Source organism: Sutcliffiella sp. FSL R7-0096, from assembly GCF_038595065.1.
Taxonomy (GTDB): domain Bacteria; phylum Bacillota; class Bacilli; order Bacillales; family Bacillaceae_I; genus Sutcliffiella_A.
On sequence record NZ_CP152003.1, the window covers coordinates 1672205 to 1698414 of the forward strand.

Below are 26210 nucleotides of genomic sequence, written 5' to 3' on the forward strand. Positions count from 1 at the left end.
CTCCTGCGGGAGAGTAGCGACAATCTTGAGACCCCGCAGTGAAACGAGGAGGCTCAAGGTCGCCCTCTGGATAAGCGAAGCCTATTGCGGAAATCAACAGCGACGTTTAACAGAGCCTATTTTTTAAAAAATATCTTTATAAATTGGAGGAATGTAAAATGAGCAACCAACATTATGATGTAGAAACCTTATTACTTCACGGAGGGCAAACACCTGATCCAACTACAGGTTCCCGGGCAGTTCCAATCTACCAAACAACTTCCTATGTATTTGACAACACGGACCATGCCCAAAATTTATTTGCGCTTAATGAGTTCGGCAATATTTACACCAGGATCATGAATCCGACAGTGGATGTGCTGGAGCAAAGGCTAGCTCTTTTAGAAGGCGGTGCCGCGGCAGTGGCTACGAGTTCCGGAATGTCGGCTATCGCATTTGCCATTTTAAATATCGCCCATGCCGGAGATGAAATCGTAGCAGCAGAAAACCTGTATGGAGGGACGTATAATCTCTTTGCGGTCACGCTTCCGAAATACGGAATTAAGGTGAAGTTTGTGGATGCAACAGACCCAGAGAATTTCCGGAACGCCATTACACCTAAAACAAAAGCATTGTTCGGGGAAATCATCGGTAATCCAAGTCTTCGGGTGCTTGATGTAGAGGCGGTAGCCAAAGTTGCCCATGATAATTCCATACCACTTATCATTGATAATACATTTGCTTCCCCCTACCTATGCAACCCGATTAAATGGGGAGCGGATATCGTGGTTCACTCTGCAACCAAGTGGATCGGAGGTCATGGAACGACTATCGGGGGAGTGGTAGTAGATGGTGGAAAGTTCAATTGGGATCACCCAAATTTTCCTGGATTTACAGAACCGGATGAGAGCTATAACGGTATTAAATATGCTCAGACCTTCGGAAATCTTGCATTTGCTGTGAAGCTCCGAGTTCAATTATTAAGAGATTTTGGAGCTTGCCTGAGTCCTCAGAATGCATTTTTATTATTGCAAGGACTTGAAACCTTGCATTTGAGAGTGGAAAAACATAATGAAAATGCTTTGGAATTGGCGAAATACCTACAGGATCACCCGGCGGTGGAGTGGGTTTCTTATCCTGGGCTCCATGATCATCCAGCCTATCCACTTGCCAGAAAGTATCTGGGTAAAGGAAATGGTTCCATCGTTAACTTTGGCATAAAAGGGGGAAGGGAAGCCGGGAGAAAAGCCATCGATAGCATTAAACTTTGGTCGCACGTTGCAAACGTAGGGGATGCTAAATCCCTTATTATCCACCCGGCTTCCACAACACATCAGCAGCTAACGGGAGACAATCTGAAAAAATCAGGGGTAACAGAGGATCTTATCCGTCTGTCAGTAGGAATTGAATCTTTGGATGATTTGAAAAAAGATCTTGATCAGGCTTTATTAATCGCTACCGGGAAGTCCAAAAATGCTGCAGTGAGTCAAAATTCATAGAAAAGAGTGGGAAACGTGAGGTGTCAAACAGATCAAATCAATATTAATAAAGTGTCCATAGGTGCACTATTATTAGAAAATGGGGAAGAACTCGGGGATGTGGAGATTGCTTATGAAAGGGTAGGTAATCCGGATGGAGAGGTAGTGGTGGTGTGCCATGCCCTTACTGGCAATCAGGAATCTGTTGGCGAAGAAAAAAGCCCAGGCTGGTGGAGCTCATTTATAGGACCAGATCTTTATATAGATACCAATAGATTTCAAGTGATTACCATGAATGTACTTGGAGGTTGCAACGGAAGTACAGGACCAACCAGCACTAATCCCGAAACAGGGAAGAAATATGGTGCGGCCTTTCCAGCCGTCACGATCAGGGACATGGTACATTCTCAATACCAAGCATTAAAGAAGCTTGGTATCGAAAGTGTGAAGGCTATTATCGGCGGCTCACTCGGAGGCATGCAAGTATTGGAATGGGGGACGCTTTATCCAAAGTATTCAAAGATTTTGATTCCAATGGCTGTCACTCCTTATTTTACGGATTACGCTCTTGCCTTTAACTCTATTGGAAGGCATGCCATACTTTCAGATCCAGCATGGGAGAATGGTAATTATTCGTTTGATGCAACGTTAAAAGGGTTGGAAACTGCCAGAATGGTTGGGTTGGTGACCTATCGTTCCCAATCATTATTCAACGATCGTTTTAACAGGGAGCGTAAGGAAAGTAAAGGCATTGAGTATCAGGTTGATTCCTATTTAAAATATCAAGGTGAGAAATTCTCCCGTCGATTTGATGCCAATAGCTATCTTGTTCTCCTGCAGGCAATGGATCAATTTGATATCGGTCATGAAAGGGGCGGCTGGAAACACGCTTTAGGAAAAGTGGAAGCAAACGTGTGTATGTTCAGCTTTACAGGTGACCTTCTCTACCCACCGCAACTCGCGAAAAGTACAATAAATCATTTGAGAAAAATCAATAAACAGTCAACCTATATAGAAGTGGATACAAAATTTGGGCATGATGGCTTCCTCGTGGAATTTGATAAATGGGGTCAGCATGTTAAAAGCTTACTAGAGAAAAAGGAAGTGACACGATGTCTTGCATAAATGTAGCGTTACTTGGATTTGGAACGGTAGGTAAGGGGGTATATCAATCCATTGCCTCCCATCAATCAAGGCTGGAACTGGTATTAGGGAAAAAGGTAAAGGTTGTCGGGATACTAGTAAAAAATCTAGAAAAACATCTGCAAACTAAAAAGGAAGGAGTATTGCTAACAGATAGATTCGAGTCAATCTTAGCCTTACCAGATTTACACATAGTGGTGGATGCCATTGTAGGCTGCGAACCTGGAAACACTTATTTGGAGAAGGCAATAAAAAAAGGGTGCCATGTGGTGACGGCCAATAAAGAAATGTTTGCAAATCACGGAGAGGAGCTACTCTCTTTGGCAAGAAAGAATGATGTTAGCATTGGGTTTGAAGCCACTGTCGGCGGTGGGATACCTGTCATTCAAACTATCAGGCAGCTGCTGCAGGTGAATCGATTCCAAAAGGTTGAAGCCATTTTAAATGGAACATCTAATTTCATCTTGACCAGTATGAGGAAGGATGGTCATTCGTTTAAGGAGACCTTAAAGAAAGCGCAGGAAAATGGCTATGCAGAAGCAGATCCAACAAATGATATTGAAGGGCATGATGCTTTTTACAAAGGTTTGGTACTTAGCCAGTTGATTTATGGCAAGGCACCTGATGAACAATCAAGCTCCAAAAAAGGAATTACAAGTATTACCGCCAATCATATTCAACGTGCAGGTGAGCTTGGACTACGCTTTAGGCATATTGTCACTCTTTTCAAGAAAAACGGAGAGATTCATTGTCAAGCAGAGCCGGCTCTAGTTTCAAATGAGCATCCGTTTTATCAGGTAGAAGGGGTTCAAAACGGTGTCTCCATTGATACCGACCTTGTTGGAAATATCCAGTTGAATGGACCTGGCGCTGGTATGTTCCCTACGGCAAGTGCCATCCTGGAGGACATCATTCAAATAAATCGTCCGATATCAGCAGTACCAGCCTACGAAGATGTCCGAGAAGAAACACAGGCTTCTTTTAAATGGGGGTTGTTCAGCGATAATGTTGATATAACACTTCCTTATGGCAGCAAGATTTTGGCGCATTTAGACACTAAAACAGTTGTTGTGGAAACGGAAAACATAGAAGAAGTCCTTACTGCTAATCCGTTAATCACATGTTTTCCATTAAAAGGGAAATATCTAAAAACACCTGAAAAAGTGACCATCTAGAAAAACGCTCTTCTTTCTAACCGGCTTGTCTCATATACATGTGACAAGCTGGTTTTTTTTAGAAGAGGGTGGGGAAAATCATGAAACGCAGCTGGATGAGTGCTTGTCAAATAGGGGCAGTCTATGTTGGAACCATTGTGGGAGCAGGGTTTGCTACTGGGAAAGAGATTGTCCAGTTTTTTACCCAATATGGCTGGATCGGCTTTTTTACAATATTAATAAGCGGCTTTCTTTTCATTTGGTTAGGAACAAAGATGATGTTGATTTCAAAACGAATCAAAGCCAATTCCTATAAAGAATTTAATGAATATTTATTTGGTGTCTCCGCAGGGACTGTAGTGAATATTTTTATGTTGATTATCTTAATATGTGTAGGGGCAGTCATGCTTTCAGGGGCAGGAGCAGTGTTTGAGGAACAGCTTGGATGGTCTTTTCAACTCGGCCTGCTGATTACGGTGGTCTTGTCAGTATGTGTGGTCCTGTTTGGTGTAAAAGGTTTGGTGGGGGTCAATGTTATTGTCGTGCCTGTCATGATTATTTTCAGCTTTATCATTGCCGGAAACGCCATATCAGAAAATGGGTTATCTTTTTTGAGCCTAGACCCGGTCCGTACAAGTATAAAGGGGTGGATTGCACCGTTCATGTATGTAGCTTTCAACCTTTCAATGGCTCAACCTGTGCTTGTACCTTTGGCGACAGAGGCAAGGGATGATTGGGTGATCAAGAGGGGAGGATTCATTGGTGGAGCAGGATTATGCTTTATTTTATTGACCTGCCACATTTCCATTTCTTCTCTTCCTGATTTTCAGACCTTTGAAATTCCTATGGCAGAAGTGGTGAAAATGAGCATGCTTTCCTTTTTCGGAATATATGTGTTTGTGATTTACGGGGAAATTTTCACATCTGTAGTAAGTGATATTTTTGGCCTGCAAAGACAATTGGAAAGTATGCTGAAGGTATCGAGGTATGTGATTACTTTCGTTTTAGTCAGCATCATCTACATGATCAGTCAAATCGGCTATGGCAGCTTGATCGAGCATTTATACCCCTTCTTCGGCTATGTGAGTATGGCGTTTCTTTTTCTACTGATTATTCGAAAATAAGAGACCAAAGTAATGAGACTCATGGAATTTTTGGTGTTTACCATTGAGGGGCGTAACAAATTCACTTTAAATCTGATAATGCAATAACCAAGTTGATTTTAGTGGAAGGCGCGCAGACTCCCGCGGGGGGATAGCGACAATCTTGAGACCCCGCAGGGCGTAAGCCCGAGGAGGCTCAAGATTGTCGCCCTTTGGATAAGCGAAGCCGTTTGCGGAAATCAACAGCGGTGTTAACCAGATTATTAAAATTCATTACTTTTCAGTTCCCTAGACGTAGCTCGGGGAGGCTCCCAGACCGCACGCAGGAAGGGAAGCGCCTGGAACGGTAATCAATGGTTAAATGTAACAACGTAACATAAAAAGGGGAAAACAGTTATCGAACAAAGGTCGCAACTACTGCCACTATTGGAATAGCAGTTATCAGGACATTACCCATAAGAAAAAATGTCATCAGTTTCTCTTTAAGATCTGGTGCCTGACTTTCCAATGCGGACTTCTTCATCAGGTTCATGATGAAATTAACAAGTACACTCGCACCTACAATAACTAACGGGATTATTACGCTAACAGTTGAATCCATTAAGTTTATAAAACCAAAAACAATAAGTATGATTGGCAATGCTTCAATAATCGCTACATAAATAAAAAACCTACTTTGTATCTGAGGCAAGGTCCCGGGTTCGAGAACAAGCTTTTCCATGCTGGATCTTAGTGCGATGGAAATACCAAAGCTTGCTATTACTGCAGCTAACACAAATAAATATAAAGCGTCCACGAAATCACCTCCTAAATCAAGTATCATAAGCTTCTATTTTATCTCATAATCACTTAAACGACAGCAATAATTAGAAATTTAATGGAAAAATAACCAAAAGCCATAAATCAAATACAAGATGCGAAATGATGATCAGGGCAAGTGATTTCTTCCAATCGTATAAACCTCCCCAAATGATTCCAGCGGTCAACGCTGCTGCAACGAGCATTGGATTGCCTGTCCATATATGGGCTAGTGCATACATGAATGCTGCGACCAGTACACCTTGAACCCTTCCTAATGCTTTTGTCATCCTTGGCTGTATATATCCTCTCCAAAATAACTCTTCACCAGGAATAATGATAAAAACGAGGGCGACATAATGCCACCAACTAGAAGGCCCAACAATTCTGTATAATTCCTCCACAAAAGGAAGAAGGGGCAAAGGTAGCACTTTCAATATGAGATATGTCAACAAAAATAAACCATATAAAATCGAGCCGGTAATAAAACCATAAATAATATTCTGAGATGTGAGGGGCATCCTTTTATGGGACTCGATCACTCCAGAACGTATACTGATGAGCGTAAGGATAAGTAGGGATATGGGAAACAGAATCCAGAAATGATCAGTAAGCTGAAAGCTTATTCCCAATAAAAGGTTCGCTACTATCCAAATTCCTATTATAATGCGTAATGGTTTCATTTGTTTTCCCCCGTGGTGTTTGTCTGTCCTTATTTTAACAGTTAAGACCAACCAGATAAACGAACATACTAATGAAGAAAGAATAATGATGAAAAATAAGGAGCTGTAATCATGACACAATCTAAAAGCCAGCAAGAAAGGCAGCGCAAAGTAAGAAAGCAGTCTCAGAATGAGCACGGGAAAGTAAAAAGCTTCGAGCAACTTGCAGATGAAGCCGGAAAGAATAAGTGATTGATTAGAGGAGGGGCCATCCAGTCAAAGAGGGATCGGCTCTTTCTCTGTATTGGAAAGTGTATATAGAAAGCTATTAGAAAGCATACTATGGGAAGATATTACAGAAAAAGGGGCATGCATTATGGGAAATCAACATGAAAAGAAAAGGTATGTTGCCATTATAAGCCCCTATACAACAAGTCTTCTACATTATAGAAAGCCATATGTCGTAGCTTGGTGGGGAGCGGCCTTTCCTGGATTCGGTCACTTCATGCTTTCGAAATATTTGACAGCGTTCATTCTCATATCTTGGGAAGTGGTTATCAATTCCTTATCACATTTGAATGAAGCGATCTACCTTTCAATGATTGGCAGGTATGAGGAAGGAATTGCCGTTTTGGACCAGCATTGGATCATCTTGTATGTCTGTATGTACGTCTTTTCCATTTGGGACAGCTACCGGCTGACCATTGAGATGAATAAGCATTATTCTTTGGCCTATCACGAAGACTTTCCATTCCTTGTCAAGAATACCTCCTCCATCGAAGTCAATGTGCTGGACAAAAAAAATCCGCTGCTTGCTGTTATATGGTCCTTTTTGACACCAGGGTTAGGGAATCTATACGTTACAAGGGTTCTGTCCGTTATATTTGTACTGACATGGTGGCTGATCATTACCTATCAAGCAAATGTCTTTCCTGCCATTCATATGACATTAGTCGGGGATTTTCAGGGGGCAAAGAATATATTAGTGCCTCAATGGTTCCTGTTCGTACCGTCCATCTATTGTTTTGCTGCCTATGATTCGTATGTTAGTGCAGTTGAGCTGAATAAATTTATTGATAAATATCTTGCAAGGGAATTGAAGAAAAAGTATCAGGATAGTCAGTTTAAAATGCCGATATAGAAAAGAGCTGGAAGGTAATGTACATTTTCGCGACATTCAAATACAACATGGAAATGGAACTTACTTTACGTGAACTAGAAGAGTTGGGTCTCACCAAAGACCAAATTCTTGTGATACCACTGGACAAGATAAAGTCTCAAACGAAAGTGATGGACTCCATGCACCGCTCTGATGGAAGAAGTTTGATTGATTTAGCGGCTATTTTCGGTATCATCTTCATGCTCTTGGGAGTTATATATGGATATATCTTTTATCTAGGACCCATTCTATGGGGGCTGTTCGGCTTAGTATTTGGTTCTATCCTGGGATTCCTGGTTGATTATTACTTTACTAAAAAAAATGAGCAATCCATTAGTAAACGAGGCTCTGATGCAGATCTTGTCATCATGATCCAATGCCCAAAAGAAAAACAGGAAAAGGTAGAGGATGTGTTGTGGAACAATATGGTGCTGGGGGTTGGGGTGCTTGATAGATAGGTTCTATATAACTTTATTATACATAAAATCTAGTGGTGCCACTCCTACCAATGGAGTGGCACTTGAGTTTGTAGACAAAGCAAATTTCATAACAGTTTCCAAGTTGATCGTAGTGGAAGGCGCGAAGATTCCCGCGGTAGGGAAGGGACAGGGAAGATCCCGCAAAGCGTAGCCAAGGCCACTGATAAACCTAATAACTTATCTTTTTTTTATGGTTTCTAGCTGTTGATTGGAGCAATTGGCGAAGACTCCCGCGGGGGGATTGCGACAATCTTGAGACCCCGCAGGACGTAGCCCGAGGAGGCTTCCGGTAGCACTGTTGATAATCGAAGCGTCTGGAACGAATTTCAACAAGTAAATGCAAATATAAAGATTAATGGGGTTTGTCAACCGTCCGAAGTGCCACTTTTCTTTACTGGATAAACAACTTTTGATATTCCTTTCCGTGACCAAGTGAAAAACAAAGCTCTTTCAGATTTCTATTCAACTTATCCTTTTCCAATTCATAATAGGTTTCTTCTTTTATGGATTCCAACGTATGTTTTGTGTACTTCCAGATCGCTTCTTTACGAAAGGTTAGAGAATGATCAGAAGTTATTTTCAGAACATGGATGATGGATGTTATGACGTCAATGTCCACTTTCCCGTAACGCAGTATCGGAGAAAATGCGATGTCAAGGTAATCAAAGAAGTCTGGTGTTTTGACAATCACACGGAGATTTCTATTTTTATCATTGAAATAGGGTTGAGGACCTTGCATCGATGTAAGCTTTGATAACAGGGTCCCGAGTTGTTCAATACAATGCACAGCAGTACTTGGATCGTTTATTCCTGAGGAGAGAGCCCTTACTCCAATTTCGGTCACTTTTCTTATTCCGAATTCCACGTCTTCCAACGGGGCCCGGGCAATGGAGACCGTGATCAATGAACGGAATGAATCTTTATCTATTTTTGGACCGGACCCCCATACAGAAAGGATTGGCGTATGTTCATTGATGTAATCCCCTTGCTGCCTCTCCACCCGGACAATACAGTCTGATTCATAGGCTTCTTTCACTAATGCTTCTACATCAATATACTGGACATACCCGGGCTCCTTACTCATGATGATAACAGGTTCTTTCGTGGTGATTTCTTGGCTCTCCCAATCATCCCATGGTGCATCGTGTATGGAGGCGTCACTTTCTTCAAATAATTCTTCCATACAATCCATTGTTTCAACTGTAATGTTATGGAGTAAATTGCTGACTTGGATCCAGGTGGTGACATGTTGGATGAAAAAGACGAATACAATTAAGCAAAGGATGGCAATTGCAACTGCAAAGGAAGGGACAAGAAAGAGCTGCTCTTCTGTCGTCTCTTTTAAAAAAAGAAGCAGTATGATGCAATAGATAAATCCTGCCGTAAAAATACCAAGCACTCTTTGAGTGGAGTGGTCGGTAATGAAATTCTGTAATGCCCTTGGTGAAAATTCCGATAGATAAGTGGTCAATACAACAAGAATGGTAGAGAAAGTAATAGTAGTCATGGTTAACAGAGAAGATGCAATCGAGCTGAGAATGGTTTGAGAAAGACTGATGTCGGAAAGGAAAATGGAAGGAATATGATTTTCCGCATCATGGATGGAAAGAATATAGTTATCAAGAAATAATGTACCTATAGCAAATAGAAATGCCAGTCCTCCATAAAATGATGGCAGATACCAAAAACTCGTTCGTAAGCGCAAAAGGGATGCTGATCTTGCCATATATAACACTTCCTTTGGATATTGGGAATTGTAATGGATTGCCTCACAAGAAATAGTAGAATCTTTTAGGTAAATATGTTATAGTAACAAAGTTAAATTGAATAAAGTCTTACGTCCACATGGGGCGTCAGGAGAGGTTCTAGCAAATACCCTCTATAAAAAACTAAGGACAGATACCAAACTATATTCCTTAGGATATAGTTTTTTTATTTTTTCTGATGTTATGCGCTAGCCTCCCTTATTTTTGGTTAGCGTTTTTTGTATGGATGATAGATCCGATATAGGTAAAGGAGTGATGACACGATGAAACAACAGGAGAAAGCAATGGTCGTGTTCAGTGGTGGTCAAGACAGTACCACTTGCCTTATATGGGCAATGAAGGAATTTGATGAAGTGGAGGCTGTCACTTTCCATTATGGTCAGCGGCATGAACTGGAAATTGAATGTGCAAAAAATATTGCAAAAGAACTTGGTGTAAAACACCGCATCCTCGATATGTCTTTATTGGGGCAATTGACTCCAAATGCATTAACAAGAGATGATATTGAGATTGAAGAAAAAGAGGGGGAATTGCCGAGCACGTTTGTAGATGGCAGAAACCTTCTCTTCCTATCTTTTGCAGCGGTTGCTGCTAAACAGATAGGAGCCAGACATATTGTGACGGGTGTATGTGAAACAGACTTCAGTGGCTATCCGGACTGTCGAGATGTATTCATCAAGTCGATGAATGTGACATTGAATCTTTCCATGGACTACCCATTTGTCATTCATACACCATTGATGTGGTTGAACAAGGAGGAAACATGGAAACTGGCCGATGAACTGGATTCCTTGAACTTTGTTAGATCGAAAACATTAACCTGTTATAACGGGGTAATTGCCGATGGATGTGGCGAGTGCCCTGCATGTAAACTCAGAAAACGTGGTTTGGATGATTACCTTGCCGCAAAAAATAAAGGAGTTGTATCCTCATGATGCAACAGATATACCCACAGGTTCAACATGATTATTGTTATGAACTGAATAAAGATATGCACATTGCAGCTGCACATTATGTCCCGACAGATGCTGCTGGTAAATGCAAACAGATTCACGGCCATACCTACTTCGTCAATGTGACGGTTGCGGGGGATGAACTGGATGAAGCAGGTTTTCTAGTCAACTTTCAAGCATTGAAAAAGCTTTTACATGATAAATTCGACCATACCATCCTGAACGACCATAAAGATGTCTTTAATGATCTAGACCCGAATTTTTTCCCAACAACGGAAGTGGTTGCGAGAACGATGTGGGAAACAATCGAAAACCATTTGAAGACGCTACCTTCCCACCCGACTTGCTTGCAGATCTTTGTAAGGGAGACACCAACAAGCTATTGCTTGTACCGTCCAAAGAAGGGGAAGAAATATGAGTAATACCATACCAGTGCTAGAAATATTCGGTCCGACCATTCAAGGGGAAGGAATGGTCATAGGTCAGAAGACGATGTTCGTACGGACAGCAGGTTGTGATTATCGTTGCTCCTGGTGTGATTCAGCCTTTACTTGGGATGGCAGTGCAAAAGATGATATTGTAATGATGTCTCCGGAAGAAGTTTTTAATCGGTTGCGTGAAACTGGTGGAACGGCCTTTAATCATGTAACCATTTCCGGCGGTAATCCAGCTCTTCTGAAGAATATTGGTGAGCTTGTACACATCCTCCATGCCAACGAAATTAAAGTGGCACTAGAAACTCAAGGAAGCAAATGGCAGGACTGCCTTCAGTCTATCGACGACCTGACCATTTCCCCGAAACCTCCAAGCTCAGGCATGAATACCGATTTCAACATGTTAGATAATGTTCTGGAAAGAGTGGATATCCGAAATGTGTCCTTGAAAGTGGTAGTGTTTGATGAGACAGATTTGGCTTATGCCAAAAAGGTCCACCAAAGGTATCCTGAAGTGGCTTTTTACGTACAAGTCGGCAATGAAGATACCACAACAGAAGAAGATGAAAAGCTGGTAAGTATATTATTAAATAAATATGAGTGGTTGATCGACCAGGTGATGATAGATAACGAAATGAATAACGTCCGCGTATTACCACAACTACACACATTGGTTTGGGGCAATAAACGCGGAGTATAGAGAAGGAGAGAATGAACATGTCAGGAAGAAAAGATTCAGAACTGGAAGGTGTAACCCTTCTAGGAAACCAGGGTACAAATTATTTATTCAACTACTCCCCGGATGTATTGGAAACCTTTGAAAACAAACATCCAAACAGAGATTATTTCGTTAAATTCAACTGTCCGGAATTTACAAGTCTTTGTCCGAAAACAAACCAACCAGATTTCGCGACCATTTACATCAGTTATATTCCAGGTGAATTGATGGTGGAGAGCAAATCATTGAAGCTATACCTGTTCAGCTTCCGTAACCACGGCGATTTCCATGAGGATTGCATGAACATCATCATGAACGATCTAATTAAATTAATGGATCCAAAATATATCGAGGTCTGGGGCAAATTCACTCCACGTGGAGGCATCTCGATAGACCCTTACACCAACTATGGAAAACCAGGAACGAAATATGAAGAGATGGCCGCGTATCGACTAATGAATCATGACTTGTATCCAGAAAAAATTGACAATAGATAATAAGGATATTTATTAAAAATGTGACGTGTCACAGTCATATTCGTTTAAATTACAGCATATTTTAGTAAGTTGTGTGACGTGAGTGTGACACCAAGTGTGACATAAAATTAAATTATTTTGCATTGAAATAAGTGTGACTAACTAAACCTTCCTTTTAAAAGGGGAGGTTTTTATTTTGTACAAAAAAAGAGCAGAAACAATAAAGTTTCCACTCAACATCGTCTGAATATACTACTAAACGAACGATTGTTCTCATTATATAAGATGATCAAGGGGATGTAAAGTTGGCGACATCGCCAAGTCTTTAAGACTCTAATTAAAATACATAATTTATTGGATGTTATGTTGGATAGGAGTCATTGTATTGGTTTTTAAAAACCACTTTAACCAGAAAAACATATGACAACAATTACCACAAATGGTAAAGTTAAAATAGATGCTTTTAGGAAGAGGGAATGACCTTCCGAATTTTAAGTGTTGTTTTAAACAAGGGGGAGAAACTAAAAATGGGTAAATCAATAACATACAGAGATTTAATTTATTTTAATGCAGATAAGGTACAATCTATTCTTGCTCAGATAAATAAGGGGTTAATAGAATCAACAATTGAATCGTCAGGATCACAACATGAAGTAGGAATTAAAGCCAAGACAAGTAAAATGCTAGAGTTGTTGGGAATTCCATTATCATTTGAAGGTGGATATCAATATAGTAGGTCAAAGGGACTTCAAGAAGAAAAATCATTGCACGATTTTGCACTTACACAGTTACTAGATACACTTCCTTACAATGATGTTTCTAATTTAGATAGAGATGCATTAAACAAGGAAAGAACTTTTGTAAGAGTTACAGGGAAAATTGGAATTTATGATTATCAGAATTTTGGTGATTTAATAGGAGACATCAATACAATTGATGATTTATTAGGTAGCAACAGGGGACAATCAACAGATGAGTTGGAGCAGTTTTCTCAATTTATATTAACTGGATACAAAGGGTTAACTACTACAGAAATTACAAACAAAAAAGGAATAAATTTTATAGGTGCTATCGAACCTAAATTTTTGAGAGAAACACCACGTAACATGGTATTTAAATATGGGGCTAATCCTAAAGGAGAATGGGAAATGCTTTGTCAAATAACTAAAATACCAAGCAATAATGCTACTTCAATTGAAGATGCATTCCAAAATTTTGGATCTTCAATTAATACAGAGAACCTTGGCAAAGAGAAATCTATGGCCAACTTCGTTAATTCAATGGTTAAGGAATTTTCTACTATTTATGATTTTTTCGCTTCAGTCGCTTATCCAAATATTTCTGTAGAACCTGTTGCGATATATAAAGAAATGGAACTTAAATAAAAGGAAAAATTTAAAGTATAGCAAGATGAGAAGGTGAGATACATCGTCTTCTTTTTTTTATTCTATAAAACTAAAAAAGATCACCCTCAAATTTGAAAGTAAGCAAAAAAAATCCTAATTTATGTATAGACAGACATTACCAATCTATGATAGGATGAAACTACCTATATAAGTAATTATAGCTCTAGCGATATTATCCTATATAATCAATCTTATATTTGTATTATACACGATAGTAAATAGATTACAAGAGAAATATCAATTTTTACAAAAGTTTTTTTAGGAAAAAGAAAATTCGTGAGAATTTTGGCTAAACTCAGCAATCTCTATACAATATGGCATAGACGATTCTGAGAGTCTTGATAATATATAACCGAAATTAATTTTTTGCTACTTGAAGGGAGGTGAGGAGAATGGAGAATTTCGAAAAAGACAGAGTGGTATTCAGTCAAAAGTTAGCCGGATATCTTATGATGAATGGGTGCAAGTTAAAAAATATTTCACTTTCCAAAAAGGATAACACTAAGTTTGTATATTTTTTTAATGACAATAAGCAAGTGAGTACATACATAGATCATTATTCACTTAAGCAATAAACCATTAATCAGCAAATAAAAATCAACGGAGGATCATGAATGAGAGTAAGTGAAAAGATAACATTTGACGAGGTTAGACAGTGGGAAAGTGGAGATATCATAACAATTAAAGCTGGCACTGGTGCAGGGAAAAGTCATTTCATTAAAAATCAGTTGTACGGTACAGCTAAAGAAAACAACAAGAAAATACTTATGCTTATACATAGAGTAAATTGTGTTAATCAGTTCCAAGATGAAATAGTCAAGGCTAAGAAAACTGACTCAATAGATATAAAAACATACCAATACATAGATGCAGTATATAAGAACAATAAAGAATTTGATTTTAGTCCTTATCAATATATAGTTTGCGATGAGTTTCATTACTTTATGTCTGATGCAAGCTTTAATAAAACTACCGACATGTCACTCACTGCAATACTAAAACAGAAAGATAAAATAAGAATATTCATGTCAGCAACTGGGGATTACATGGAAAGATACATAAGCGGATATAAAAAGTTGGAAACAAAAGGTTATGATATACCGATTAAATTCAACTTTATAAAAGATTTAAGATTCTTCAACAAAGATGAAACTGTTGAAGAATTCATTAAGGAAGCTATCAAGCACAAAAGGAAAGCGATATTTTTTATCCAGTCTGCCAAAAAGGCATTTGAGTTATACAGGAAGTATCAAGATTACGCTCTATTCAACTGTAGCAAGAATAATGATGAGTATTATAAATTTGTCGATGAAGTAAAAATTACAGATATGCTAAAAAATGAACGATTTGAAGAACTCGTATTAATTACCACTACAGCGATGGATGCTGGGGTAAATATTCGTGATAAAGAGTTACAACATATAGTCTGTGATGTAAAGGATATTAGGACTCTGATCCAATGTATAGGTAGGAAGAGACTTGAAGACAAGAAAGATGGAATATACCTTCACATTAAGACAATAACGAATCAGCAGCTTGGTGGCATAGAGACTCAACTTAGAAAAAAGATTGAAATGGCACAATACTTACGACAAAATTCCGTTCATGATTACATAAAGAAATATCCAAGAGAGTACGACAGATGGGCCATTGTATATAACGATATTGTGAATGATGATAAAAACATTTCTACTTTGAAGATTAATGATCTAATTTACTTTAAATGTCTAACTGACATGAACGATATTGAAAGCATGAAGAGACTAGGGGAATTTGGTTACTGTAAATTCTTAGCTAGAAGGTTCGGCTTTTATGATGGATTTGACGAATATACATACACGACAGTTGAAGAAAAACAAAAGCAACAGATACTAGAAGATTATTTAGAGAGCATGGTTGGAAAAGTTTTGTTAACTAAATCAGATAGGAAAGAATTAATTAAAACTGTAGATGTTAAGCAAAATGGAAAGTAACTTCAAAGCCTAGACAGTTTAAATTCAGCTCTTAGAGAACAAAACATTGATTATTACATAGTGCAATTTGAAACAAGTCGGATAGTTAATGCTAAAAAAGTAAAATACAAATCTGCTTGGAAAGTTATGAAATTAGTAGATAAATAATATTCGTACCCCCTTAAATGGGTGTGAACCTCTATAAAGAGCTTGTCACCCAAAAAGGGGGGTAAAAATAGAAAAGTAGATTAATATTCTCGCTGGGAGGGGTGTGGGGTGGTGCAGCGACTGAGGCATTTTTTATGAAGTGACGTAGGAACGGAATGGAAAATGACTGGGTAGCACCCCACGGTTTTAATTTATTATAAAACATTCACCCCTAGGACTAACTCACTAACGTTCGTGAGTCCGTCCCCTCAAGGGGAATCGTCTATATCTCTAAAGGTTAATATTAAGTGTGATTATATACTAAAATGTTCGTGTTTCGGTCGTATTTATTGTTTTTGATATTGACAACGTTCGTGTTTTAGTGTTATGATAAAGGTACACCAGTTGGGGAGCTGGTGATCAAATTAAGGAGGATAGAGGTTCACATTTCATAGGAAATTAGAAATTCAAAAGGGAGAGGAAAAACAAATGAACAGGGGATGTATTAATAATGAAATTGTATCAAGAAGGGTTAACAAATATTCAGGCAAAACTTAATGGGCAAAAGGATTTAGAAGTTAGTGAGCGTTTAGAGTTGATTAGTCAGTTGTTAGAATCACCAGTTACAGAAGATGAGCAATCAGATTTAGCAAGCATTAAGGATTTCTTTTCAAGTGAGCAATTTAAGTTTCAAATTAATCCTAAAAGCAAACATAAGCGTACAGAAGAACAGTATCACTCAATTGGGTTATCAAATATAGCTGATTACTTACTGGGTAAATGGGAGAGTTTTGAAGGTAAGAATGAGGAATTAAATGATAATTCAGTGTGGTCAAGGTATGAGATAGCAAGAGGAAGAAAAGACAGAGAAAATAAGAAGATTATTGGATTCAATTCAAGTTTTATTGATGAATTCTCAAACAATGGAACTCCAACAGAAGTAAGAAAAGGATATGCAATACATAGTGATAAAGTGGATCAGTTTAACTCAGAAGAAGTACATAAGGTTAGTGAGAAAGAAAAACTTAAACAACGTAAGCAGCAAGTATTAGACAATTTAGAAACTCATCCAGAACTTAAAGAGAATTTTGATGCTTGGAAAGAGATTGGATTACAATATGGATTTGATATAGAGGAATATACATCACAGGAACGCTTAGAAATACAAAATAAGTGGATAGAACAGTTTGAGCAAGAAGAACATTTATTCACACCTCAGAAACGCTTATATGACATCAGGAAGCATTATAACGATATGGGTTACAGTTTACATACTATATTAAAGAACGTGAAACAGACTGTTAGAGTGAAGAAGACAATTCAACCTCAGTCATGGATAGATTATGATGATGAGATTGGAGCTGAGTTTAACCTAAGTGAAAAGAAGCATGTTGCCGGACTGTTGAAGATTGACTATGACCAGAAGAATAAAGAATACTTACCGATTTATTACATACTACATAATGATTACAAAGATAAGATTGACAGTAGTGTATTTGGAATATTAAATAAGCTGGATGAAGTTTTGGGAGAGATTGAGTTCAGTGAGTTGGAAAAAGATATTCTAGACCTGTTGTTAGATCGACATAATGAATTAACCATCTATAATCAGGCTTGCACAGTCAATCCATATAAAGTTTTAACGAAATACATAAATGAAATACATAACTTGAAGAAGAGTAAAGGTCAGATCATTGATATCATAGAGAATAAGATTTCTGGCTTAATAGCAAGTACATATCATAACAAAACAATTGGCACGATAAAGATTAAATGTAACAAATGTGAGACTGAAAAGTTTGCTTCCTTAGAGAATTTTGGCATAGATACACGTAATAAAACCATGTTCAAATCAACATGTAAAAAGTGTTTAGCTGCTGCGGAACAGAATAGAAAAAAGTTAGCATAAAATTATACTAATATACCATATTTTACACCAATTTGTAAAGAAATAGAATACAAGTCTTTAATAGAAGTGTAGGGGTTAATCCTCTACACTTCTCCCTGTTGAACAGATTAATTTCTGTTCTATTTTTTTATTTAAGGGGAATAGATTATGTGCTATGAAAAATTAGATTTAGTTGAAAAATTGGCTATATATCAGGCTTTAAATAGGTTGAACCAGACTGAACTGGGGAGAAGATTAGATGTGTCTCAACCTGTAATAAGCAGAGTTTTAAAGAAGTCGATAAAGCCATCATTTGAGTTAGAACAAAAGATAAATAAATTAATAAATGGATAGGTTATATAGGGGTATTAAGGCGGTTCTGCGATTATGCGGAATCGTCTTTTTGTTTTATCAAAATAGAGAACAGAGGAGAAGATGGGGAAAATGAAGGTAGATGGGGTATATTTAACACCGATTTATTCGGAGAAAAGAACGTTTAGTAATTATTTGGTTGATACAATTAATGGCCGTGTCTGGTCAAAAAAGAGTGGTCGATTCATGACTACTACACCAAATAGCAATGGATATGTCTATAATCGTATTACTGATGATGATGGAGTATCCAGTGGCTATGGGACGCATAGAATTGTTGCCTGTTCTTATTTCGGATTACCAATTGAACAATTCTGTAGAGGTAAAATAGAAGTTGATCATTATCCTAATGAAGAAGAGAAATGGAATAACGGAATCAATAATCTTTTGATGTCCAGCCGAAAAGGTCAATATCGTGATTCTACTCGTGCGAAAATGGGTAAAGGTGAGCGATTAGATGATGAGGTTGTTTTGGATATCTATGAACAGCTTAAAGAGTGGCAGAAAGATGAAGATAATAAATTAAGTACATTTATCTGGATGATGTGTGATGATCATGATAGAGGATATCGTACTATGTGGAATATTGTTAATGGAATTACATACGGGAAACTTTATGATCAGGTATTTGGAGAGTAATAATATAAAACAACCCTTAAGTGGACAAATATTAATACATAATAAATACGGATGAATCACCCAGGTACAACAACTAATGGGCTTCATCCGTATTTTTCTTTAGAATCTAAGGTCACTTAAGTCTACATTTTCAAGGTGTCCTACTTTATCTTTTAGGGAATCGGACAATAGGCTTTGTAGTTTAACGATATCCGTAGATTCACAATAAGTAGCCAGAGCAAAGTATCTTGCGTAAAGTGTTTCAATATCAGTCACTTTTTTCATTTTCTCTGCTCTAATATGCAAATTCAATAATTCCATTGCAACATCATGCTTATTGCGTTGAATTGGAGTCGGATCAACTTTTACTTTTACTTGTTCTGCCATTTTTATCACCTCACTTTCTATCTTTTTACATTATTCTACAAAATTAGAGGGAATCCTCTTTTAATGGAGAATTTAGTAATTTGAGGAGGTGAGGAATGTGGTATTTGTATTTAAATTTAAGAATATTGAATACGAAATTAACTCAAATCAAGTAAATATTGAAGATGGAAATTTACTAAGATGGTTAGATGAAGGTGTAAAAGAAAATAGAGACTTTGATTTTCATAACCAAAAATTAAAATTTAGTGATATTGAATCTGTAGAAATTTTATTACACAAAACAATAAAATATAGTTAAATTGTCATTGAAGCAGTCCTTTTGGGGGCTGTTTTGTTATGTCGAAAACTTTGTCTATGTAATTTATATCCAAGAACAAATGTTTGTGGTAGGATTGTCTTATAACAAAATGGAGGTTATGAGATTATGAGCGAAGCAAGCGTTCTAGCAAAAATTGCATATAACGTTGTTGATGAAAGAGTTAAACTTACTGCATTGATAAGTATCTTAGAAGAAAAAGGTTTAATTACCAAAGAAGAATTTGAGAAAAAGTACAATGAAATTTCTATAAGTAGTAAAGAAAAATTTTCCGCTGAACTTTTAGGAATAGCAGAAGAACAATTTATTGAATATAACAAATGAGTACAGTCCTTCGGGGCTGTTTTTATTTACATTCTGTTAAAGCTTCCGATATATATTGTCGGGGGTGTATGAATGAAGTTGAAAGAAATTAATAGGCATATTACTCAAAGTTCTGACAAAGATTTATTAGAGTTCATTCGAGTTGAATTCTTACCGTCAAAAGATTCAAGTAATACTAATATAAGAAATAACTATAATACACTTAAGAAAGTTCCAAAAGACGTGGTAACTATAGGTATTGCAAGATTGAAAAATATTGAGGAAAATAATGATGTTCCTAAATCTGCACCACTGATTATACCACTAATATTATTAATTATTGCTTCCTATTCGAATATCTTACCAGAGGGAAGTTACATAGGTAGTGTATTAGTATTGCTTTTATCTTTAGCAATTTTTGTAATGTTAATACCAATTATAGCCAAAGCTAAATTGAATAAATCAAAAGCATTATATTTCAGAGAACTTTTGGAATCTGTTGAGAAGAAGGACAATCATTAATGGTTGTTCTTTTTTTATTTTGAAGGGAGAAGTGGTATCGATGGGAAATTTTAATGATTTAGACGTTAAAGTTACAACATTCTTTGAAAATCTCACATCTGGAAAATACGATAATACAATTGCTTTTTGGAAAGAGTTAGCAGAGCTATTAGTTAGTAAAGGAAAAATGAATAAAGAACAGGCAATGTGGTTTGTACAAAATTCTACAGGTGAAATTGTAGAGATTGTTGCAAGGTTTATTGAACGGGAGATGAAGAGATGAAAACATTTGAAATTATTTTAAACAACGGTACAGAGTTAATGGTAGAGAATGCTTATCTACCCCAAATTGATGAGGATAAGAATAGACTGTCTTTTTACAACGATAATGCCAGATTAGTAGCTATGTTTAATCTTGATGATATACAAGGGTTTTATAAGGTATGGGATGAGGATGAAGAACATCTTAAAGGTATGATTGAGAACAACAACTACCTTGCAGAAAGACTCAATACTATGCTTTATGGGTACAGTAAGGTGTTTGTGGATTAGTGTATGGCTAAGCAATATGCTAAGAAGTTCTATAGAAGTAAACAGTGGTTGAAATGTAGAGAGAGTTATATATCTACTGTGTTTGGTATGTGTGAGCACTGCGGCGAAGCTGGTTATATATGTGACCACATAGAAGAGATAACACCTGATAACATTAATGATCCTAATATCACATTGAATCATGAAAACCTACAGTATCTTTGTACTCCATGTCATAATCGAAAAACATTTGGAAAGTATGAACCAACAAGAGAAGATGTAATGTTCGATGAGAATGGTGAACTGGTGCAAGTAATCCCTCCGGGTCTGATTTTTAAATAGAACTATCTCAGGACCGTAGGGGAAGTTTAATTTTTATGCGTGTAAATGTTGCAGACACCCCTACCCAAAATACATAAAATTCGAGGTGAAATATATGCAGAAATCTGATGGGATATTGAAAGAAGAACGTATTTTAAAAGAGGAACGAAAACTAAAGAAGTTATACAAAGAATTACCAAAAGATAATAAAACATTAATTGACGGTCTTATTCAGAGGGCTGCATATATGCGTATCACCCTTGAAGACTATGAAAAAGATATTGATGAAAATGGCTATATAGAAATGTTCTCTCAATCTGAAAAGACAGAGCCTTATGAACGTGAAAGACCAGTTATCCGATTATATAATACGATGAACAAAAACTATCAAAGCATCATTAAACAACTTAGCGACCTATTACCAAAAGGGAATAAATTAAAAGAAGAAGATGAGCTGTTGAAATTCTTGGCTGGTGGTAAGAAATGATTGAAATTGAAGAGTATTTCACAGGTATATTAGATGGGAAAATTGTAGCCTGTGATAAAATGAAACGAATTTCTGAAATACTTATGAATGATTTTTATAACCCTAAAGAATTTCATTATGACCATGATATAGCGAGTAAACATACTGATTTCATTGAAAAGTTTTGTAAGTTGCCAAGCGGAAAAATTGGAACACCTTTAAAATTAGAACTGTTTCAAAAAGCTAGATTACAAGCGACATTTGGAATGGTTGATGATAATGACCTTCGACAGTACAACGAAGTATTAATCATCGAAGGGAGAAAAAACGGAAAAACTACAGAAATGGCCGCAGTAGAAGTTGATTTACTAATTAACGATAATGAAGGATCACCTCAGATATACAATGTTGCTACGATGCTTGAACAAGCGAAGTTAGGTTTTAATGCAGCGCATAAAATGATACAGCAATCTCCATTATTGAGTAAACATATTCGAAAAAGGTCAAATGATTTGTATTTTCCTTTGAATTTTGGCTTTATTAAAGCTCTAGCTAGTAATACAAATAGTTTAGATGGTTTAGATGTACATGGTGCAACCATTGATGAGCTGGCGGCAATTAAAAATCGTGACATTTATGATTTAGTAAAACAAGCAATGGGAGCTAGACAGCAGCCATTGCTTTTTTCTATTACTACAAATGGATTTGTTCGAGAAGGTATTTTCGATTCACAATATCAGTATGCGTCCGACCTTTTGTATGGAAAACTTTCAGGGACAAACAAGAGGTTTCTACCATTTATCTATGAACTAGATGACCGTGATGAATGGGACAAAGAAGAATCATGGATTAAAGCGAATCCGGGACTTGGCTCTGTGAAAAGCATAGATTATTTAAGACAAATGGTACAAAAAGCTAAAGATGATCCAAGCTTTAAGCCTACTGTCATGGTGAAAGATTTTAATTTAAAAGAAAATAGCTCAAGTGCATGGCTCACATGGAATGAAATAGAAAACAAGACAAAATTCGACTTTAGTAAAATGGGTTTTCGCTATGGAATTGGTGGATTTGATGCTGCTGATTCTGTGGATTTAAACTCGGCCAAAGCTTTATGTATGCGACCGAATGATCCTAACATTTACTTGAAATCAATGTACTGGATGCCAGAAGAAACTTTAAACCAAATGACTCAAGATGGAAACCGAAGGGAACGTGATAACGTTCCTTATTTGTTGTGGGAAAGACAAGGGTTGTTAAGAACTTATCCTGGAAACAAGGTAGACAAGAGAGTGTTTCTTGACTGGTTTAAAGAATTACGTGAGGAAGATGATCTATACATTACTCACATCGGTTATGACCCTTGGCATATAGATGATAGCTTACTTAGAGAGTTTAAATCTGAGTTTGGTAAAGACAGCATGATTCCAATAAGACAAGGGGTAGCTACTATGAGTCAACCATTGAAGGAATTGAAAGCTGATTTAGCAGGTAAAAGAATCATTCATAATGGTCATCCAATTGATATGTGGAATTTGAGTAATGCGGAAACTAAGTCGGATATCAATGGCAACATTCAACTAGTTAAGGGAAATGACAGCCGAAAAAGAATTGATGGTGTTGTCTCTTTAGCGTGTGGATACATAGTACTCAAAGACAAATGGGATGAGTATTCAAGTTTAATTTGAAGGGAGGTGTGATATTGGAGAAACGCAGTATTTTTCAGAAAATGTTTAGTAAAGCAGATAAAGCTATAACTAATAGCTATACACAATTCAAGCTAATGAATGGATACACTCCTGTATTTACTTCTTTTGGTGATAATGCTTATTCGAGTGACATTGTAAGGTCAACTATACATAGTATTGCCAGTAGTGCTGCTAAGCTAAAACCTAAGCATGTGAGAAGAAATAGTGGATCAATCGCCCATCAACAAAGTCACATAGAAAGACTTTTAAGTGTAAGACCAAACGCACACATGAATGCATATGACTTTTACTATAAAATCATAACTCAACTATACACCAAGAATAACTCATTTACTTTGATTCAATCAGATGCTACGGGAAATGTAGTGGGGTTTTATCCTATTAATTTTTCTAATGTTGAATTACTTGAACATAAAGATGAATTGTATGCAAGATTTAGATTCTCAAATGGACAAATGTTAACTGTACATTATGATGAAGTAATTCATTTAAGAAGATTTTATAATGAGAATGATATGTTTGGAGAGTCAAATAATGACGCTTTGTTGCCAACTTTAGAATTGATACATACAACAAATGAAGGAATAATTAATGCGGTTAAGTCATCTGCATTCTTACGGGGTCTACTGAAGTTCACTTCTCAATTGCGTCCAGAGGACATGAAACAACAAAGAGACGATTTTGTTAAAGATTACATGAGTATTAATAATAATGGTGGTATTGCAGCACTTGATCAACGTGCTGACTATATGGATCTCAAGAGTGACCCGAAAATGGTCGATGACAAGCAAATGGCAATCATTGAGAAGAAGGTATATAAATATTTCAATGTGAATGAAAACATTGTCATGTCTCAGTATTCTGAAGAAGAATGGGCTGCATTTTATGAAAGTGTTATTGAGCCTATAGCCATTCAAATGAGTCTTGAATTTACATCTAAGTTGTTTACGGATCGTGAAAAGGGTCATGGGAATGAGATTATTTTTGAAGCTAACAGATTGCAATATGCAAGTAATGAATCCAAAAGAAAAATAGTAGAAACGCTTATGCCACTCGGTATGTTAACTATTAATCAAGGCTTAGAGATATTTAATCTTGCCCCAATTGAAGGTGGAGAAAAGCGTCTTATGTCTTTGAACTATGTTGATGCTGACAAGGCTAATGAGTATCAAGGTGTAGGTAAACAGAAAGGAGTTGATGAGGATGAGTCAAGTCAAGAAGGAACATCGACTGATGGAAGTCAGGGCGATTCAGGAGAATGAAAATGAAGATATGATTGTTGAAGGATATGCTTTAACATTTAATGATCCAACCGTTTTGTATGAATATGACGGTGTTAAGTATTATGAGCAAATTTCAGCTAATGCTTTAGACAATGCTGATTTAAGTGATGTACCTTTTAAATACAATCATTCAGATAATCGACTGGTATTAGCCAGAACACGAAATAAGACTCTTTCTCTGACAATTGATGAGAAAGGTCTTTTTATTAGGGCAAATATTGCTCCAACCCAAGAAGGTAAAGATTTATACACCTTAATTAAGCGTGGAGATATTGACAAAATGTCGTTTGCTTTCACCATCGACTATGAAAACGAAGGTGAGACTTATGACAGAGGAACAAGAATGCGTACCATTACACGCATCAAAAAATTATGGGATGTAGCTGCGGTGGAGATTCCAGCTTATGATACCACTTCAATTTCAGCAAGGAGTTTCTTTGAACTGGAGAGAGAGAAGGAGCAGAAAGCGTTGGAGAATGCTGAATTGCGAAAGAAATTGAAACTAAAATTAAAACTAAACTATTAAAAAGAGGAGCTTATTAATTATGAACTTAAAATCCAGATTACAAGAAATTGAAACTAGAATGTCAGCTATCCAAACAGAAATTGACGCTGAAGGTGCAGATTTAGACGCACTAAACAATGAAATTGATCAACTATCTACTGAGAAAAGAGGAATTCAAATGAAACAAAAGGTAACTGAAGGATTAAATACTGGTGAAATTGAAGCACGTAATATCGCAAAACCTGTAGCAACTGTTGACAAGCAACCGACTGAGCAAGAAGTACGTACAAAACGTGGTGAGCAACTTAAGGAGCAACGTGCAGTTACAGTAGCAAGTGGTGATCTTGTTCTTCCTAAGCATACTGCATCTGATATTAAAGGTACATTCAATCAAGTTTCTACACTAGTTGATCGTGTTAAACACGTTCCTTTAAATGGTGGAGAAAGCTATGAGCGTGCATACGAAAAAGGTCATGGTGAAGGTGGCTATACTGTTGAGGGCGCAGATTACAATGAGTCTGATGTTCAATTTGGTTACGCTACAATTGGTAAAGCTAAAATTACTGCTTACAGTGAAGAGTCTGAAGAAACAGTAAAACTTCCTGCAGCTGACTATGATTCTCTTGTAGTTAATGGAGTTGGTAAAGCACTTCGTAAGAAAATCACTCGTGAAATCTTAGTAGGTACTGGTGGAACAAACCAACTTGTTGGTATTTTCTCTGCAAATGCAACTGCAATTGAACCAGCAACAGATTTAGAAGTATCTGCTGTTAATGCTGACACTCTTGACAATATTATTTTCTCCTTTGGTGGAAATGAAGATGTAGAAGATGCTGCTGTATTAATTCTAAGCAAGTCTGACGTAAAAGCATTTGCTATGTTACGTGATGGCAACGACAAAAAAGTTTATGATGTTAAATCTCAAGGTAATACAGGTACAATTGATGGAGTTCCTTACATCATAAACTCTGCTTGTAAACCACTTGCTCAAGCTGCAGAAGGTGAATTTGCTATGGCTTACGGGCCACTTTCTAACTATGAGTTAGCTACATTCTCTCCTACAGACATTCAACGTTCTACAGACTTTAAATTTAAGCAAGGTATGATTGCTCATAAAGGTTCTGTATTTGTTGGTGGTAACGTAGCTGCACACAATGGTTTCTTGCGTGTGAAGAAAGCTCCTGTAGCATAATAGGAGTTGATTAG

General features: G+C 37.1%; 31 protein-coding genes and 1 riboswitch. Of the genes, 27 read left to right on the top strand and 4 right to left on the bottom strand.

Annotation, left to right across the window (positions count from 1 at the left end; translation table 11 throughout):
• Positions 1 to 158: 158 nt before the first annotated feature.
• The 4 genes from MKY77_RS08505 (at position 159) to MKY77_RS08520 (ending at position 4878) form a co-directional block, all read left to right on the top strand.
• Positions 159 to 1478, top strand: coding sequence for an O-acetylhomoserine aminocarboxypropyltransferase/cysteine synthase family protein (locus tag MKY77_RS08505; RefSeq protein ID WP_339145415.1), 1320 nt, complete (start codon positions 159 to 161; stop codon positions 1476 to 1478).
• Between the two features lie 15 nt (positions 1479 to 1493).
• A complete protein-coding gene (locus tag MKY77_RS08510) occupies positions 1494 to 2582 on the top strand; it encodes a homoserine O-acetyltransferase (RefSeq protein ID WP_339145416.1) in 1089 nt (362 codons plus the stop codon).
• Positions 2570 to 3775: a homoserine dehydrogenase gene (locus MKY77_RS08515; protein WP_339145417.1), complete on the top strand. Its 1206-nt coding sequence runs from the start codon at positions 2570 to 2572 to the stop codon at positions 3773 to 3775. The genes MKY77_RS08510 and MKY77_RS08515 overlap by 13 nt, the downstream gene beginning before the upstream one ends.
• 80 nt (positions 3776 to 3855) lie before the next feature.
• The gene (locus tag MKY77_RS08520) at positions 3856 to 4878 is read left to right on the top strand and encodes a hypothetical protein (protein ID WP_339145418.1); all 1023 of its coding nucleotides are present in this window, start codon (positions 3856 to 3858) and stop codon (positions 4876 to 4878) included.
• Between the two features lie 373 nt (positions 4879 to 5251).
• On the opposite strand, the gene MKY77_RS08525 is transcribed toward MKY77_RS08520, so the two are convergent.
• Both MKY77_RS08525 and MKY77_RS08530 read right to left on the bottom strand, forming a co-directional pair.
• Complete coding sequence (locus MKY77_RS08525; protein ID WP_339145419.1) at positions 5252 to 5653, bottom strand: hypothetical protein; 402 nt, start codon at positions 5651 to 5653, stop codon at positions 5252 to 5254.
• A 70-nt stretch (positions 5654 to 5723) separates the two neighbouring features.
• Positions 5724 to 6338, bottom strand: coding sequence for a type II CAAX endopeptidase family protein (locus MKY77_RS08530; RefSeq protein WP_339145420.1), 615 nt, complete (start codon positions 6336 to 6338; stop codon positions 5724 to 5726).
• A gap of 111 nt (positions 6339 to 6449) precedes the next feature.
• Here MKY77_RS08530 and MKY77_RS08535 point away from each other — a divergent pair, with 111 nt between their 5' ends.
• The 3 genes from MKY77_RS08535 to MKY77_RS08545 all read left to right on the top strand — a co-directional run bounded on the left by MKY77_RS08535 (position 6450) and on the right by MKY77_RS08545 (position 7934).
• Positions 6450 to 6569 carry a DUF6254 family protein gene (locus MKY77_RS08535; protein ID WP_010193219.1) on the top strand — a complete coding sequence of 40 codons (120 nt, stop codon included), beginning with the start codon at positions 6450 to 6452 and terminating at the stop codon, positions 6567 to 6569.
• A 124-nt stretch (positions 6570 to 6693) separates the two neighbouring features.
• The gene (locus MKY77_RS08540; protein ID WP_339145421.1) at positions 6694 to 7458 is read left to right on the top strand and encodes a hypothetical protein; all 765 of its coding nucleotides are present in this window, start codon (positions 6694 to 6696) and stop codon (positions 7456 to 7458) included.
• 47 nt (positions 7459 to 7505) lie between these two features.
• A complete protein-coding gene (locus MKY77_RS08545; protein ID WP_342515694.1) occupies positions 7506 to 7934 on the top strand; it encodes a hypothetical protein in 429 nt (142 codons plus the stop codon).
• 412 nt (positions 7935 to 8346) lie between these two features.
• Here the strand turns inward: MKY77_RS08545 and MKY77_RS08550 are convergent, their stop codons facing one another.
• Positions 8347 to 9681, bottom strand: coding sequence for a DUF2254 domain-containing protein (locus MKY77_RS08550; RefSeq protein WP_339145423.1), 1335 nt, complete (start codon positions 9679 to 9681; stop codon positions 8347 to 8349).
• 127 nt (positions 9682 to 9808) lie between these two features.
• A riboswitch (PreQ1 riboswitch) is annotated at positions 9809 to 9854 on the top strand.
• A 130-nt stretch (positions 9855 to 9984) separates the two neighbouring features.
• Here MKY77_RS08550 and queC point away from each other — a divergent pair.
• From queC to MKY77_RS08595, 9 genes are all read left to right on the top strand, one after another.
• Positions 9985 to 10656, top strand: coding sequence for a 7-cyano-7-deazaguanine synthase QueC (queC, locus tag MKY77_RS08555; RefSeq protein ID WP_339145424.1), 672 nt, complete (start codon positions 9985 to 9987; stop codon positions 10654 to 10656).
• On the top strand, positions 10653 to 11096 hold the full coding sequence (queD, locus tag MKY77_RS08560; RefSeq protein ID WP_339145425.1) for a 6-carboxytetrahydropterin synthase QueD: 444 nt from the start codon (positions 10653 to 10655) through the stop codon (positions 11094 to 11096). Before queC ends, queD begins: the two co-directional genes overlap by 4 nt.
• Positions 11089 to 11808 (top strand): 7-carboxy-7-deazaguanine synthase QueE, encoded by a 720-nt coding sequence (gene queE, locus MKY77_RS08565; RefSeq protein ID WP_339145426.1) that lies wholly within the window; start codon positions 11089 to 11091, stop codon positions 11806 to 11808. The genes queD and queE overlap by 8 nt, the downstream gene beginning before the upstream one ends.
• A 17-nt stretch (positions 11809 to 11825) precedes the next feature.
• A complete protein-coding gene (gene queF / locus MKY77_RS08570; RefSeq protein ID WP_339145427.1) occupies positions 11826 to 12323 on the top strand; it encodes a preQ(1) synthase in 498 nt (165 codons plus the stop codon).
• 506 nt (positions 12324 to 12829) lie between these two features.
• On the top strand, positions 12830 to 13687 hold the full coding sequence (locus MKY77_RS08575) for a hypothetical protein (protein WP_339145428.1): 858 nt from the start codon (positions 12830 to 12832) through the stop codon (positions 13685 to 13687).
• Between the two features lie 635 nt (positions 13688 to 14322).
• Complete coding sequence (locus MKY77_RS08580; RefSeq protein WP_342515695.1) at positions 14323 to 15681, top strand: DEAD/DEAH box helicase family protein; 1359 nt, start codon at positions 14323 to 14325, stop codon at positions 15679 to 15681.
• Positions 15682 to 16318: 637 nt separating this feature from the next.
• Entirely contained in the window at positions 16319 to 17716 is a 1398-nt protein-coding gene (locus MKY77_RS08585) for a hypothetical protein (protein ID WP_339145430.1), read from the top strand.
• 147 nt (positions 17717 to 17863) lie between these two features.
• A complete protein-coding gene (locus MKY77_RS08590; protein WP_339145431.1) occupies positions 17864 to 18049 on the top strand; it encodes a hypothetical protein in 186 nt (61 codons plus the stop codon).
• A gap of 81 nt (positions 18050 to 18130) precedes the next feature.
• Positions 18131 to 18706, top strand: coding sequence for a hypothetical protein (locus MKY77_RS08595; protein ID WP_342515696.1), 576 nt, complete (start codon positions 18131 to 18133; stop codon positions 18704 to 18706).
• A 99-nt stretch (positions 18707 to 18805) separates the two neighbouring features.
• On the opposite strand, the gene MKY77_RS08600 is transcribed toward MKY77_RS08595, so the two are convergent.
• Complete coding sequence (locus MKY77_RS08600) at positions 18806 to 19072, bottom strand: hypothetical protein (RefSeq protein ID WP_339145433.1); 267 nt, start codon at positions 19070 to 19072, stop codon at positions 18806 to 18808.
• Positions 19073 to 19169: 97 nt separating this feature from the next.
• Between MKY77_RS08600 and MKY77_RS08605 the strand changes: the two genes are divergently transcribed.
• The 11 genes from MKY77_RS08605 to MKY77_RS08655 all read left to right on the top strand — a co-directional run bounded on the left by MKY77_RS08605 (position 19170) and on the right by MKY77_RS08655 (position 26196).
• Positions 19170 to 19370 (top strand): hypothetical protein, encoded by a 201-nt coding sequence (locus MKY77_RS08605; RefSeq protein WP_339145434.1) that lies wholly within the window; start codon positions 19170 to 19172, stop codon positions 19368 to 19370.
• A gap of 126 nt (positions 19371 to 19496) precedes the next feature.
• Positions 19497 to 19712 (top strand): hypothetical protein, encoded by a 216-nt coding sequence (locus MKY77_RS08610; RefSeq protein WP_339145435.1) that lies wholly within the window; start codon positions 19497 to 19499, stop codon positions 19710 to 19712.
• Between the two features lie 72 nt (positions 19713 to 19784).
• A complete protein-coding gene (locus MKY77_RS08615; protein ID WP_339145436.1) occupies positions 19785 to 20213 on the top strand; it encodes a hypothetical protein in 429 nt (142 codons plus the stop codon).
• Positions 20214 to 20232: 19 nt separating this feature from the next.
• Positions 20233 to 20475 (top strand): hypothetical protein, encoded by a 243-nt coding sequence (locus MKY77_RS08620; protein WP_342515697.1) that lies wholly within the window; start codon positions 20233 to 20235, stop codon positions 20473 to 20475.
• Positions 20472 to 20744: a hypothetical protein gene (locus tag MKY77_RS08625; RefSeq protein ID WP_339145438.1), complete on the top strand. Its 273-nt coding sequence runs from the start codon at positions 20472 to 20474 to the stop codon at positions 20742 to 20744. Before MKY77_RS08620 ends, MKY77_RS08625 begins: the two co-directional genes overlap by 4 nt.
• A gap of 3 nt (positions 20745 to 20747) precedes the next feature.
• The gene (locus MKY77_RS08630; protein ID WP_339145439.1) at positions 20748 to 21065 is read left to right on the top strand and encodes an HNH endonuclease signature motif containing protein; all 318 of its coding nucleotides are present in this window, start codon (positions 20748 to 20750) and stop codon (positions 21063 to 21065) included.
• Between the two features lie 94 nt (positions 21066 to 21159).
• On the top strand, positions 21160 to 21531 hold the full coding sequence (locus MKY77_RS08635) for a hypothetical protein (RefSeq protein ID WP_339145440.1): 372 nt from the start codon (positions 21160 to 21162) through the stop codon (positions 21529 to 21531).
• A complete protein-coding gene (locus MKY77_RS08640) occupies positions 21528 to 23195 on the top strand; it encodes a terminase TerL endonuclease subunit (RefSeq protein WP_339145441.1) in 1668 nt (555 codons plus the stop codon). Before MKY77_RS08635 ends, MKY77_RS08640 begins: the two co-directional genes overlap by 4 nt.
• A 14-nt stretch (positions 23196 to 23209) precedes the next feature.
• On the top strand, positions 23210 to 24478 hold the full coding sequence (locus MKY77_RS08645; RefSeq protein ID WP_339145442.1) for a phage portal protein: 1269 nt from the start codon (positions 23210 to 23212) through the stop codon (positions 24476 to 24478).
• Positions 24420 to 25025 (top strand): HK97 family phage prohead protease, encoded by a 606-nt coding sequence (locus MKY77_RS08650; RefSeq protein ID WP_339145443.1) that lies wholly within the window; start codon positions 24420 to 24422, stop codon positions 25023 to 25025. Before MKY77_RS08645 ends, MKY77_RS08650 begins: the two co-directional genes overlap by 59 nt.
• A 19-nt stretch (positions 25026 to 25044) precedes the next feature.
• Positions 25045 to 26196, top strand: coding sequence for a phage major capsid protein (locus tag MKY77_RS08655; RefSeq protein WP_339145444.1), 1152 nt, complete (start codon positions 25045 to 25047; stop codon positions 26194 to 26196).
• Positions 26197 to 26210: the final 14 nt, after the last annotated feature.